General features: G+C 72.0%; 10 protein-coding genes and 1 pseudogene. 6 read left to right on the forward strand and 5 right to left on the reverse strand.

What is annotated here, in order from left to right:
• Positions 1–99: 99 nt before the first annotated feature.
• A complete protein-coding gene (locus ACZ4YL_RS23225) occupies positions 100–1,998 on the reverse strand; it encodes a serine hydrolase domain-containing protein (RefSeq protein ID WP_468118977.1) in 1,899 nt (632 codons plus the stop codon).
• A gap of 414 nt (positions 1,999–2,412) precedes the next feature.
• Between ACZ4YL_RS23225 and ACZ4YL_RS23230 the strand changes: the two genes are divergently transcribed.
• Entirely contained in the window at positions 2,413–3,528 is a 1,116-nt protein-coding gene (locus ACZ4YL_RS23230) for a nitronate monooxygenase (protein WP_468118979.1), read from the forward strand.
• A 5-nt stretch (positions 3,529–3,533) separates the two neighbouring features.
• Positions 3,534–5,117, forward strand: coding sequence for an acyl-CoA synthetase (locus ACZ4YL_RS23235; protein WP_468118980.1), 1,584 nt, complete (start codon positions 3,534–3,536; stop codon positions 5,115–5,117).
• Between the two features lie 16 nt (positions 5,118–5,133).
• Here the strand turns inward: ACZ4YL_RS23235 and ACZ4YL_RS23240 are convergent, their stop codons facing one another.
• Positions 5,134–5,487: a hypothetical protein gene (locus ACZ4YL_RS23240; protein ID WP_468118982.1), complete on the reverse strand. Its 354-nt coding sequence runs from the start codon at positions 5,485–5,487 to the stop codon at positions 5,134–5,136.
• A gap of 148 nt (positions 5,488–5,635) precedes the next feature.
• On the opposite strand from ACZ4YL_RS23240, the gene ACZ4YL_RS23245 reads away from it, so the two are divergent.
• On the forward strand, positions 5,636–6,739 hold the full coding sequence (locus ACZ4YL_RS23245; RefSeq protein ID WP_468118984.1) for a calcium:cation antiporter: 1,104 nt from the start codon (positions 5,636–5,638) through the stop codon (positions 6,737–6,739).
• A 35-nt stretch (positions 6,740–6,774) separates the two neighbouring features.
• Here the strand turns inward: ACZ4YL_RS23245 and ACZ4YL_RS23250 are convergent.
• A pseudogene (locus tag ACZ4YL_RS23250) lies at positions 6,775–7,049 on the reverse strand (penicillin acylase family protein); the annotation flags it as partial.
• Positions 7,050–7,122: 73 nt separating this feature from the next.
• Here ACZ4YL_RS23250 and ACZ4YL_RS23255 point away from each other — a divergent pair.
• Together ACZ4YL_RS23255 and ACZ4YL_RS23260 are read left to right on the forward strand one after the other, a co-directional pair.
• A complete protein-coding gene (locus ACZ4YL_RS23255) occupies positions 7,123–8,415 on the forward strand; it encodes a hypothetical protein (protein ID WP_468118986.1) in 1,293 nt (430 codons plus the stop codon).
• Positions 8,336–8,719, forward strand: a complete 384-nt coding sequence (locus tag ACZ4YL_RS23260) for a hypothetical protein (RefSeq protein WP_384395236.1) — start codon at positions 8,336–8,338, stop codon at positions 8,717–8,719. The genes ACZ4YL_RS23255 and ACZ4YL_RS23260 overlap by 80 nt, the downstream gene beginning before the upstream one ends.
• An 834-nt stretch (positions 8,720–9,553) precedes the next feature.
• Here the strand turns inward: ACZ4YL_RS23260 and ACZ4YL_RS23265 are convergent.
• Positions 9,554–9,931, reverse strand: coding sequence for a hypothetical protein (locus ACZ4YL_RS23265; protein ID WP_468118987.1), 378 nt, complete (start codon positions 9,929–9,931; stop codon positions 9,554–9,556).
• 593 nt (positions 9,932–10,524) lie between these two features.
• Between ACZ4YL_RS23265 and ACZ4YL_RS23270 the strand changes: the two genes are divergently transcribed.
• A complete protein-coding gene (locus tag ACZ4YL_RS23270) occupies positions 10,525–12,066 on the forward strand; it encodes a fatty acyl-CoA synthetase (RefSeq protein WP_468118988.1) in 1,542 nt (513 codons plus the stop codon).
• 45 nt (positions 12,067–12,111) lie between these two features.
• Here ACZ4YL_RS23270 and ACZ4YL_RS23275 read toward each other — a convergent pair whose 3' ends face one another.
• Positions 12,112–12,966, reverse strand: a complete 855-nt coding sequence (locus ACZ4YL_RS23275) for a YhjD/YihY/BrkB family envelope integrity protein (RefSeq protein WP_468118989.1) — start codon at positions 12,964–12,966, stop codon at positions 12,112–12,114.
• Positions 12,967–13,012 lie beyond the last annotated feature (46 nt).

Below are 13,012 nucleotides of genomic sequence, written 5' to 3' on the forward strand. Positions count from 1 at the left end.
CCTCGACCAGCGCGAAATCCCCCGGCCAAAATCCTGGCGCACCCTGGGCACCTGACCTCGGCAACTCCAAGATCCCCGACAGAGTCAAGCTAGGGGAGGTCAGTCCGCCGACCGGGTCCAGCCGATGGCCTCGATGCGGTCGGCGTCGGCGGGGCGGTCCTCCGCGAAGAGCAGGCGGCCCGGTTCCGCCACGCGGACCACGTCCACGTAGGCCCCGCGTCCTACGTAGCGGCCGGTCGCGGTGTGGCGAAAGCGCAGCCGTACCTGGCGTCCCGCCCAGGCGGCCGTGAGGGGGGCTTCGAGACGGTGCCAGACGCGGCCCGACCAGCCGCTCACGGAGCCCCGCGGCCACTGCTCGGGTGAGCCGCCGGTGGACCGCAGCGTGCTGAAGGGCAGAGCCTCCCAGTGCTCCCCGTCGGCGGAGGCCTCCAGGTGCAGGGCGCCCTCGCCGGGCACGGTGTCCCACCACACGGCGCAGCGCAGCCGGGCGGCGGCCGTGGCCGGGCCGAGCGGCGGCAGCGTGAGGGTGCCCGAGGCGCCCGCCTGGATGCCGGAGAACCAGGCCGCGCCGCCGTGCCGGGTGCGGACCGGGACGGCGCGGGCGAAGCGGTTGCCGACCGCGACCCGTGGCGCGCTGCCGGCCCGCCAGGTCCGCACGGGGTGGACGGAGTTGCCGAGCAGGATCAGGAACGAGTCGGTGGAGGGGTCGAGGACCAGGGAGGTGCCGGTGAAGCCGGTGTGCCCGGCGGAGTGCGGGGTGGCCATGGCGCCCATGTACCAGTGCTGGTAGAGCTCGAAGCCGAGACCGTGGTCGTCGCCGGGGAAGGCCGTGTTGTAGTCGGTGAAGAGCAGCTCGACGGAGGCGGGGCGCAGGATGCGCCTGCCCGCGTAGACCCCGCCGTCGAGGAGGGCGCGGGCGAGGACGGCCAGATCCCAGGCGGTGCCGAAGACCCCGGCGTGGCCCGCGACACCGCCAAGCGCGTGGGCGTTCTCGTCGTGGACCTCGCCCCACACCAGCCCGCGGTCCAGGCCGGACCAGGGCGGGCGCTGCACCTCGGTGGCGGCGGTGACCCGGCGCCAGGAGAGCGGTGGGTTGTAACGAGTGCGGTGCATCCCGAGCGGAGCGGTGATCTCGTCGCGGAGCAGGACATCCAGAGTGCGACCGGTGATCCGTTCCAGGAGCAGTTGCAGCGCGATGAGGTTGAGGTCGGAATACCGGTAGACGGTCCCGGGGGTCTCCTGCGGCCGCACCGACCACAGCAGCCTCAGCTGCCCCTCCCGCGTGGACTCCTGGTAGAAGGGCGCCCAGGAGCGCAACCCGGAGGTGTGCGTGAGCAGCTGACGGACTGTGACGATCTCCTTGCCGCCGCCGGTGAACTCCGGCAGGTACAGGCACACCGGAGCCTCCAGCTCCAGTCGCCCGCGCTCCATCTGCTGCACCGCCAGGACGGAGGTGAACAGCTTGGTCAGCGAGGCCAGGTCGAAGACGGTGTCCTCGGCCATCGCGATCCGTTCGGCCGCCGGGAACTCCCGGACCCGGTCGGTCCGTCCGTCATAGTCCGCGTACCGCACCGCGTACCCCATGGCGCGGTGCAGGGCGATGGTGCGGCCCCGGCCGGCGAGGACCACCGCCCCCGCGTAGTAGGGGTGTTCGGGGGAGGGGCCGAGGAAGCGCCGGGCCTCGTCCGCCACCCCCTCCAGGTGCTTCTCCAGCAACCCGGCCTGGCGGGCGGATCCGTACCGCAGCCGCAGGCCCTGGAGCGCGCGCCGCTCGGCCGGGCCGCCTGCTGCGCCCGCGGAGCCTGCGGCGCCCGGGAGTGCGGCGTGCAGGACGAGCACCCCGCCCAGGGCGAGCAACCGCGCCCCGAGCCGCCGCCGCGTCAACGGGCCAGCGGCTGCCGCGGGCCGGCCGCTCGTCTTCTCGGGCCCGCCCGCTGCGGCCTGTTCGGGCCGTGCCTCTCCGCTCGTCAGGCCGAAGGCCCCCGTGCGTACCGTCATGTCCGCCCTCCTGTCCGCTGTCCACCTGCGGCTTCGTTTCCCAGGGCTCCGCCCCGGACCCCGCGCCTCGAACGCCGGCGGGGCTGGGACGGCCCCGGCCTGCGGTGCCGTCTCCCGGCGCTCCGCCCCGGGTTTCGCACCTCGCACGCCGGCAAGCCGGACTGCCCCGCCGACCGCCTGCGGCGTCACCGCCCAGGGCACTGCCCGGGGTCCGGGACCCGGAACCGGCGAGCGCGCCGCAGGCGAACCCCGGGTTGGAGCCCGTACCCGCCGAGTGTGCCGCAGGCGATCCGCACGGTAGTGGGTATCTGCCCGCCCACCGGGCACCCTCCGCACCGACCGGCCCGTAAAGAATCTGACACTGCATCAGAAAATCTCTTCCCTCGACCGCCGGGCTGCGGCATCCTGCCGCCCATGGAGACGGAGCTGAGCAAGAAACTGGGAGTCGAGCACGCCATCTTCGGCTTCACGCCCTTCCCGGCGGTCGCCGCTGCCATCACCCGCGCGGGCGGTTTCGGGGTACTCGGCGCGGTCCGCTACACGGCCCCCGACGACCTGAAACGCGACCTCGACTGGATGCAGGCGCACACCGACGGCAAGCCCTACGGCCTCGACGTCGTCATGCCCGCCAAGAAAGCCGTCGACGGCATCGGCGAGGCCGACATCGAGGCGATGATCCCGGCCGCGCACCGCGCCTTCGTCCGCGACACCCTCGCCAAGCACCACGTGCCCGAGCTCGCCGAAGGCGAGGCCTCCGGCTGGCGGATCACCGGCTGGATGGAGCAGGTCGCCCGGAGCCAGCTCGACGTCGCCTTCGACTACCCCATCAAACTCCTGGCGAACGCCCTCGGTTCCCCGCCCGCCGACGTCATCGCGCGCGCCCACGACCGCGGCGTCCTCGTCGCCGCCCTCGCCGGCAGCGCCAAGCACGCCCGCCGCCACGCCGAAGCCGGCATCGACGTCGTCGTGGCCCAGGGTTACGAGGCCGGCGGCCACACCGGCGACATCGCCACCATGGTCCTGGTCCCCGAGATCGTCGAGGCCGTCGCCCCCCTCCCGGTCCTCGCCGCCGGCGGCATCGGCAGCGGCGAGCAGATCGCCGCCGGGCTCGCCCTCGGCGCCCAGGGCGCCTGGCTCGGCTCGCTCTGGCTCACCACCACCGAGGCCGACCTCCACTCGCGCGCCCTCACCGAGAAGCTGCTCGCCGCCGGCTCCGGCGACACCGTCCGTTCCCGCGCCCTCACCGGCAAGCCCGCCCGCCAGCTGCGCACCGAGTGGACCGACGCCTGGGACGACCCGGCGGGCCCCGGTGCGCTCCCCATGCCGCTCCAGGGCCTGCTCGTCGCCGAAGCCGTCTCCCGGATCCAGAAGTACGAGATCCAGCCACTGCTCGGCACCCCCGTCGGCCAGATCGTCGGCCGGATGACCGAGGAACGCAGCGTCCAGGCCGTCTTCGACGACCTCACCAGCGGGTTCGAGCGGGCGATCGACCGGATCAACCGCATCGCCGGCCGAGTCCGAGAGGCGTGAGTGCCATGACCGCGACGACGTCCACCACCCCCACCGCCGACCGGCAGCCGCCCAACGGCTTCTGGGCCCAGGCCGCCGCCGACCCCGGGCGCGCCGTCCTGGTGACCCCCGAGGGCGAGGAATGGAGCGCCGGCCGGCTGCACGCCGACGTCAACCGCCTCGTCCACGGCCTGCGCGCCGCCGGCCTGGAGGAGGGCGACGTCTTCGCCGTCGTCCTCCCCAACGGCGTGGAGTTCCTGACCGCCTATCTCGCCGCCTCCCAGGCGGGCTTCTACCTCGTCCCCGTCAACCACCACCTCGTCGGCCCCGAGATCGCCTGGATCGTCTCCGACTCCGGAGCCAAGGTCCTCATCGCCCACGAGCGCTTCGCCGAGGCCGCCACCGCCGCCGCCGACGAGGCCGGCATGCCCGCGAGCCACCGCTACGCCGTCGGAGCGGTCGCGGGCTTCCGGCCGTACGCGCAGCTCCTCGACGGGCAGCCCGCGACCGCCCCCGAGGGCCGCACGCTGGGCTGGGTCATGAACTACACCTCCGGGACCACCGGCCGCCCGCGCGGCATCCGCCGCCCGCTGCCCGGCAAGCTCCCGGAGGAGACGTACCTGGGCGGCTTCCTCGGCATCTTCGGCATCCGGCCCTTCGACGGCAACGTGCACCTGGTCTGCTCGCCGCTCTACCACACCGCCGTCCTCCAATTCGCGGGCGCCGCCCTGCACATCGGGCACCCGCTGGTCCTGATGGACAAATGGACCCCGCAGGAGATGCTCCGCCTGATCGACGTCCACGCCTGCACGCACACCCACATGGTGCCGACCCAGTTCCACCGGCTCCTCGCCCTCCCGCAGGACACGAAGGACGCGTACGACGTCTCCTCGATGCGGCACGCCATCCACGGCGCCGCGCCCTGCCCCGACCACGTCAAGCGGGCGATGATCGACTGGTGGGGCCGCTGCGTGGAGGAGTACTACGCGGCCAGCGAGGGCGGCGGCGCCTTCGCGACCGCCGAGGACTGGCTGAAGAAGCCGGGAACCGTCGGCAAGGCCTGGCCGATCAGCGAACTCGCCATCTTCGACGACGACGGCAACCGGCTGCCCGCCGGCGAACTGGGCACCGTCTACCTCAAGATGAACACCGGCGGCTTCAGCTACCACAAGGACGAGGGCAAGACGAGGAAGAACCGGATCGGCGACTTCTTCACGGTCGGCGATCTGGGGCTGATGGACGAGGAGGGCTACCTCTTCCTCCGCGACCGCAAGATCGACATGATCATCTCGGGCGGGGTCAACATCTACCCGGCCGAGATCGAATCGGCCCTGCTCACCCACCCGGCCGTCGCGGACGCCGCCGCCTTCGGCATCCCGCACGCCGACTGGGGCGAGCAGGTCAAGGCGGTCGTCGAACCCGCCGAGGGCTTCGTCGCGGGCGACGCCCTGGCCGCGGAGATCCTGCACCACTGCGAGCGGCAGCTCGCCGGCTACAAGCGCCCCAAGACGGTCGACTTCATCGAGACGATGCCCCGCGACCCGAACGGCAAGCTCTACAAGCGGCGGCTGCGCGACCCGTACTGGGAGGGGCACGCCCGGCCGCTGTGACGCCGGCCGCCGGGCCTCACCACCGGGTGAAGTCGTACACCGCCGCGCAGTACGGGTCCTCGGCCCCGGAGAGGTGCCGGGCGAGCTCGGAGCGTACGAGGGAGGGCAGGGCCGCCGGCGTCCCGGTGCCCCCTCGCCAGGGCAGGTCGTGCCCGACCGAGGTGTCCGGGTCGCGGCCGTCCCACAGCACGACGCGGGTCGTGTCCGGCCGGCCGGGCGGCCGCACCACACCCCGCACGGGCCGGCCGGCGCCGCCGTCCTCGGCGTCCGGAGGCGGCGAGACCAGGCGCAGCAGCTCCCGCAGCACCACACGGTGCAGGTCGGTCGGCTGCTCCTCGTTCCAGGGTGACGGTGCGTCCGCCGATGCCATGGCTCCATGGTCCCGCGCAGCGCCGCGCCGCCGCGGTCGCGCACCCCGTGCCCGCCACGCCGCGCGATGTCGTGAGAAAAGCCACGTCAAGGCCGCGGAGGCGCGCCTTGCACCGCACTGGCGTGACACTTCTGGCAACTTGGCTGATATGAGTACGACTGCGCGCAGATCCCCTCTGACCGACTGGACCGTGGTGGTCCCCGTGGTGGCGCTGGTCGCGCTCGTCTTCAGCTGGGGACGGGACCTGCCCGGCTTCGCGGTGGCGCTCGTCGCGCTCTGCCTCGCGGGCGCGGTGCTGGCGGCCGTCCACCACGCCGAGGTCGTCGCCCACCGGGTGGGCGAGCCCTTCGGCTCCCTCATCCTCGCCGTCGCGGTCACCGTCATCGAAGTGGCCCTCATCGTCACCCTGATGGCCGATGGCGGCGACAAGAGCGCCTCCCTCGCCCGGGACACCGTCTTCGCCGCCGTCATGATCACCTGCAACGGGATCGTCGGCCTCTCCCTGCTCGTCGGCGCCCTGCGCAACCGGGTGGCCGTGTTCAACCCCGAGGGGTCAGGGGCGGCCCTCGCCACCGTGGCCACCCTCGCCACCCTCAGCCTGGTCCTGCCGACCTTCACCACGAGCAAACCCGGCCCGGAGTTCTCCGCCGCGCAACTCACCTTCGCCGCCGTCGCCTCGCTCGCCCTGTACGGACTCTTCGTCGCCGTCCAGACGGTCCGCCACCGCGACTACTTCCTGCCCGTGGACACAGGGCGGGAGCCCGGCGCCCGAGACGACCACGCCGCGCCGCCCACTGCCCGCGCCGCCCTGACCAGCCTGGGCCTCCTGGTGGTCGCGCTGGTCGCGGTGGTCGGCGACGCCAAGGCCGTCTCCCCGACCATCGAGCAGGCGGTCGCCGGCGCCGGGCTGCCCCAGGCGGTCGTAGGCGTGATCATCGCCCTGCTCGTCCTGCTGCCCGAGACCCTCGCCGCCGTCCGCGCCGCCCGCCGCGACCGCGTCCAGACCAGCCTCAACCTCGCCTACGGTTCCGCGATCGCCAGTATCGGGCTGACCATCCCGGCCATCGCGCTGGCCTCGATCTGGCTCTCGGGTCCGCTCCTGCTCGGCCTCGATCCGGTCCACATGGTGCTGCTCGCCCTGACGGTTGTGGTCAGCGCCCTCACCATCGCCCCGGGCCGTGCGACGCTCCTCCAGGGCGGCGTACACATCGTCGTGCTCGCCGCGTACCTCCTCCTGGCCGTCAGCCCGTGAGGGGCCGGGGCCAGGAAGGGGCACGCAGGGGGTGATCACCGCCGTTCGCGCACCAGGACCACCTTCAGCTCCGGCGACGTGAGGATGTCCCGCTCGCAGAAACGTGCCGTGACCCAGCGCTCCTCGCAGTACATCCGGGTCTGGTCGGCGTAGTTCGGCGAGAGCGGGGGGTTCAGGACTGGCTGTACGTCAGCAGGGTGCGCGCCACCGGACAGCGGGCGCCGTCCCAGCCGACCGCCTGGATGTGGCTGGACCCGTGCATGACCTCCGGGTAGCCGCCGGCCGCCGCGTTCCACGGCGCCTCGGGCTTCGGCGGCGTGGATCGTGCCGCGGCCGGAGGCGGCCATCGCCTCGGTCGCCCGGGCACGGGATTCCTGCGCCTGGTGCCGCTGCTCGGCCGTGCGCGCGGCGTCACGGGCGTTGGTCTCCTCCGCCCGCGCCTTGCGGTCCGACTCGGCGGCGATGCCGTCCTGGCGGGCGACGTCCGCCCGCGCGGACGCGGCCGTCGCGTCCGCCGCCTGTGCCTGCGCACGGGCGGTGGACGCCGTACGGGCCTCGGCCTCGGCACGCGCACGGGCTGCCGCGGCGAGATCGCGCTCGTTTTCGGCCCGGGCCCGGGCCGCCGCGGCGAGGTCGCGCTCACGCTCGGCGATCTTGCGCTGCTGGGCCGCGACCACCGCCTGACGCTCCGCCTCGATGCGAGCCTCGCGGGTCTTTCGGGCGTGTTCCCACGCCTCGCGTTCCGCCTGCTCGGCCGCCACGCGCGCGTCCTTGGCTCGCCCGGCGGCGGTCGCGGCGATCTTCGCCTGCTTGTCCGCGGCTTCGGCCATCCGGGCCCCGGCCCGGGCGTGCTCCTCGGCGTTCGCCCGCCACTTCTTGGCCTGCTGCTCGCGCAGTTCGGCCTGGTTCTTGGCGTTCGGGCCGGCCGCGGTGGCGGCGGTGGCGTCCACCGCGTGCTGAGCCGTCTGACCGGCCTTCCACGCGGCGTCCGCCGCGGCGGCGATGCCCGAGGCGACCTCGGACCACTGGACACCGTGCTCCAGACCGGTCTGCACCAGGACATCGGCCTGCGCCTTGGCCTGCGAGGCCGCGACCTGCGCCGCCCTGGCGGCGTCCTGGGCATACCCGACCTGACGCGCGACCTCGGCCTTGACCTGGTCGTAGTTCGACAGCCGCTTGCCTGCCCGGTCGGCCGCCAGCATCCGGTCCGCCTCGCGAGAGGCGGAAGCAGCCGACGACATGGCGTTCGAAGCGTCTTCCAGCGCCCTGACCGCGTCGCCGTGCACGGCGATCAGCTTGGTACGGGCCTCGGCGACGACAGCGGTTCTGCGGGCGAGATCACGCCTGTCCCGGATGGAGACACTGCGCGCGCGACGTCTACGCAGATACCGAAGCCAGCCTCATGCGGGGCGTGGCTGGAAGATCTGACTGGTGTGTTGGAAGTGCACTGGCCGGTTCATAGAGCAAGCAGTGGTGAGTTCAAGCCCAATATGCCCGAACACCCGCGCATATGTTGCACATTATACCCACTGAGGGTACAAATGGCGCGCACATTCGAATTCTCCACAAGGGGTGGGATGAAGAATGAACAGTGGCATGAGGAACCGACTCGCAGCCGTCGCCAGTGGCCTCGCGGTGATCATAGGGGCAGGAGTGGGTTTAGCCCCGACCGCTAGCGCTATCGACGGCAACACCCACGTCAACCGGTGCGGTCCGTTCTTCACAGAAAACTGTGGGCACGGTGGTGTTGGTGACAACAACCGGAGGGTGTTCGCCTACGACCAGCGCTCCGACGGCTACGGCTTCCGGACGAGCTACCGGATGATCAACGGCGATGAGAACTACATCGAGGACCCGGACGGCAACGGGGGCAACTCCGGACAGGTATGGACGCCCTCGCCCGTCTCGTCCTACAGGGTATGTTCCAAGCAGGGAGACCCGATTTGGTGGCAATGCAGCGGCTGGATCTGGGTACTCTAGCGCCCCGCGCCTGACTGAAGCCCCCAGCTCTCTGCTGAGATCTGGGGGCTTCGCGCCGTTCGTCTTGTCTTGGAGTGAGGTTCCCCGTTGTGCGGGAGTGGTTGACTAGCTAGTCAGAGCGGGCACGTCGTGGAGCAGAGCCTCGACCGCGTACTGCCGGAGTGGAAGACCACCGTCGACGCGACCGGCAACTTGCGGGTCAATAGATGGGTTCAGCACCGCGAGGCTGTCCGGCGTGCTGATGCCTCCCTCGCACGTGACGCCCAGGTCCGCGAGTGTCTCGGCGACAACGCGCCCCTGCTGAGCGCCGGGGCGATGCACCCGTGGGTGTGGGAGGGTGCGCGGGCGCTGTGGCGCAGCGGTCATTTCCACCGCACCGTGGTGGACCCGTGGTCGCTGGCGTGCGCGAGGACGGCGCCGGCCAGGGACGAGGCTTCCTCGTCGGCGGCCCGGTGGAAGCGGCTTCCATCGCGGTATGTACTCGCGTCTGGAGCTTGTGCAGGACGGCGACGTGCAGCCAGAACTCCGGCTCGGGCTGCGGCCGGCTGTGCTCGACGACAGCGTGGGTGATGTGGCAGATGAACTTCACGGCGAGGTATGCCGGGGCGGCGAGGCTCGCCACGCTCGGGCCGGCCTGCAGGGCGGGACCGCGACGGGTAACCGCTCTGTTCAACCGCATCTCCTGAGAAACATGATTGGGAGTCGGTCACAGCCAGGCACTCAACCGGCCGGATCGTACGCTCACTGGACAACTGGCCGTGTCCGCACGCAGGGCCCGGCCACCCACTGGTGGCCGGGCCCTGCGTGCGGCGTGGGCGCCGGGTCGTCAGCGTGTCACGGGCAGCGGGTGGTGGCGCCACCGTTGCTGAGGTAGGCGTTGTAGATCCACCCGAGACTGGATCCGCCACCGTCCCTGACCCACGTCCAGCGGTTGCCGTAGTCGTTCACCACGTAGCAGTCGTAGGAGACCAGCGTGCCCTGGGACACGTACCCGACAGTGGTGCAGGCTCCGTACGGGCCGGTGTGCACCGCAGCGCTGCCGGACTGGGACACCGTCCCGGATCCGTTGTCCACGTTCTGGTGGGGCCAGTACGCGTTCCCGCAGGTGACGGCCGTTTCGCCGAGCGGAGCCGCCTGCGCGGGCACGACCATGCCGCCAGCCGCCACCGTCGCGCCGAGGGCCACGGTGACAAGGACGCTACGAAGACGCATGAATCCTCCTGCGATCGATGCTGGTTCTGCGGACCACGAGCACTTGGCTCGCTTGCCTTCCAGGTTCGGCCACCGGCACGGGCACGTCGATTCGTTTCGGTCTGGTCCGAAACGAGGAGGTGCAGGCGGAGCCGGTACGGTGTCCATCGACTCCATCGACTCCATCGCCTTTTCCCATCGGCCGTCGGGCAGCTCGCCCGCGAAGGGCGCGCTGCCCTTCAACCCCTCTGTGGTGAAAGGTGGCGGAAGACAGCAGAGGGAGCAGATTCGTCTCGATGGGGCGTCCGGCAGACCGGGGCGTGAGGCATGAGGCGACTCAGCTCCGATCCGTCGGGCGCCGTGGCCGCCGAGGCCTGGGGCACGGCGGCCGTCGCGGCGAGCAGGGCGGCGCCGGTGAGGGCGACGCGGCGGAGTATCGGACGAGTGCTGAGATGCAACAGTCCTCCCAAGCAGCCTGTGGATGGGCGTGGTTACCCGTTGGACAGGCGGTACGTCCGTGCCCCTCACTCATTCAGCCCGTCCGATGATCTGTCAACATCCCGTTTGGTATCCGGTTATTGACCTTGGGCGTACGGGAGGACGAGGATCGCGCCATGACGGCAGACCGGGCGGTGCGGGCAGTGCGAGCGGTGCGGGACAACACGGTCGACGGACTGGTGCACGACAGCGCGCGGCGAGTCCCCGACCGCCCGGCCGTGCGCTACCGCGAACGCACCTGGACGTACGCGGAACTCGACGCGGCCGTCACCACCGGCGCCGCCGTGCTGCGGGAGCGGTACGGGCTGGCCGGCGGGGACCGCGTCGCCACCTTCGCCCACAACTCCGACGCCTACCTCCTGGCCTTCCTCGCCTGCGCCCGCGCCGGGCTCACCCACGTCCCGGTCAACCAGAACCTCACCGGCGAGGACCTCGCGTACATCCTGGACAACTCCGCGAGCGCCCTGGTCCTCGCCGATCCCGACCTGGCCGGGCGGATCCCCGACGGGTACCCGGTACGGGCGCTGCGCGACGCCCCCGGCTCCTTCCTGGCGGAGCTGGCCGAGCCGCTGCCCTTTGAGGCCGACCGGGATCCGGGCACGCTGGCGCAGCTCCTCTACACCTCGGGGACCACCGCCCTGCCCAAGGGCGCGATGATGACCCACCGGGCCCTCGTCCACGAGTACGAGAGTGCGATCGAGGCGCTGGACCTGGACGGGGACGACCGGCCCGTGCACTCACTGCCGCTCTACCACTCGGCGCAGATGCACGTCTTCCTGCTGCCGTACCTGGCGGTGGGGGCGCGGAACACGATCGTGGACGCACCGGTCGCGGAGCGGATCTTCGACCTGGTCGAGGCCGGCGAGGCGGACAGCCTCTTCGCGCCGCCGACGGTGTGGATCGGCCTGTCCCATCACCCGGATTTCGCGGTGCGTGAGCTGGGCGGGCTGCGCAAGGCGTACTACGGGGCCTCGATCATGCCGGTCCCGGTCCTGGAACGCCTGCGCGAGCGGCTGCCGGGGCTCGGCTTCTACAACTGCTTCGGCCAGAGCGAGATCGGCCCGCTGGCCACGGTGCTCGGACCGCGGGAGCACGAGGGGCGGATGGACTCCTGCGGGCGGCCGGTGCGCCACGTGGAGGCGAAGGTCGTCGACGAGGACGGCAAGGACGTGCCGGACGGAACGGCGGGCGAGGTCGTCTACCGCTCGCCCCAGCTCTGCCTGGGGTACTGGAACGACCCGGTGGCCACGGAGAAGGCCTTCCGGGACGGCTGGTTCCGCTCGGGCGACCTCGCGGTGCGCGACGCGCAGGGGTACTTCACGGTCGTGGACCGGGTGAAGGACGTCATCAACTCGGGCGGGGTGCTGGTCGCCTCACGGCAGGTGGAGGACGTGCTCTACACCCACCCGGGCGTGGCCGAGGCGGCGGTGGTGGGGCTGCCCGACGAGCGATGGATCGAGGCCGTCACCGCGGTGGTGGTACCGTGCGGAGAGGCGGGGGAGGTGACGGAGGCGGAGCTGATGGCCTACGCGAGGGAGAGGCTTGCCCACTTCAAGGCCCCGAAGCGGGTGCTCTTCGTGGACGTCCTCCCGCGCAACGCCAGCGGCAAGATCCTCAAGCGGGAACTGCGCGACCGCTTCGCGGAGCCCAGCCCCTGACACCCGGCCCCTGACGCCCGGACGGGGGCCGCCGGGGGAGCCCGGTCAGCCGGGCCGTGGAGGGTGTGCGGCGGGATCCTCGGGAGGGAAGAGCCCGCTGCGCCGCAGCCGCCGCAGGGTCAGGTGCTCGTGCACGAGCCGGCCGACGAGCGCGCCGCCGTAGACCACGAAGCCGACGCCGACCAGCCAGGACTGGACGACGAGCAGGGTGCCGAAGGGGCCGTAGATCACCGCGTTGGAGGCGATGAGCGGGGAGAACACCAGCTGCGAGAAGATCCGCAGCCCCAGCAGCCCGAGGCTGGTCGCGACCGCCCCCGGCACCAGGGCGCGCCAGCGGACCCGGCCGCCGAGCAGCAGGCGCTGCGAGACGATGAAGAACAGGCAGGTGCCGACGAGGTCGCCCAGAGCGCCGAGGACCGTGCCGATGGCGTCGTTCGACGGCGAGGGGATCCCCACGAGCAGGCCGAGGTAGCAGACGAGCAGGGCGAGCCAGACGACGTGCAGCCACATGGTGTGCCAGCGCGCGGTCGGCAGGTCCCAGACCTTCTCGTAGCCGGTCTGCACGGCCGAACCGAAGGTCAGGCCGAACACCGCGAGCGCGGCCAGACCGAACGCGGTGGTCCGCTCCAGCGCCAGATCCGCGGCGCCGAACAGCATCTCCACCCGGACCCGCGAGGCCTCCGTCACCCCGAGGGCCTGGCCGAGCCAGCGGCCGAAGCCCGAGCCGCTCCCGGGTGCGGCGGCCGCCACGACCACCAGCAGCGGCACCAGGGTGAGGAAGCCGAGGGCCGCGAAGCCCATCGCCCGGTGCATCAGCTCCATCTCCCGGCCACGGCTCCAGGCCAGCCCGATCTGGGAGCCCTGGAGCCGGTCGTAGAGCTGTCGGACGGTGGAGATCACACCTCATGCACTACCCCCGAGCGCCGACCCGCTCCCGGGAGCCACC

The organism is Streptomyces sp. NPDC030021, from assembly GCF_055574035.1.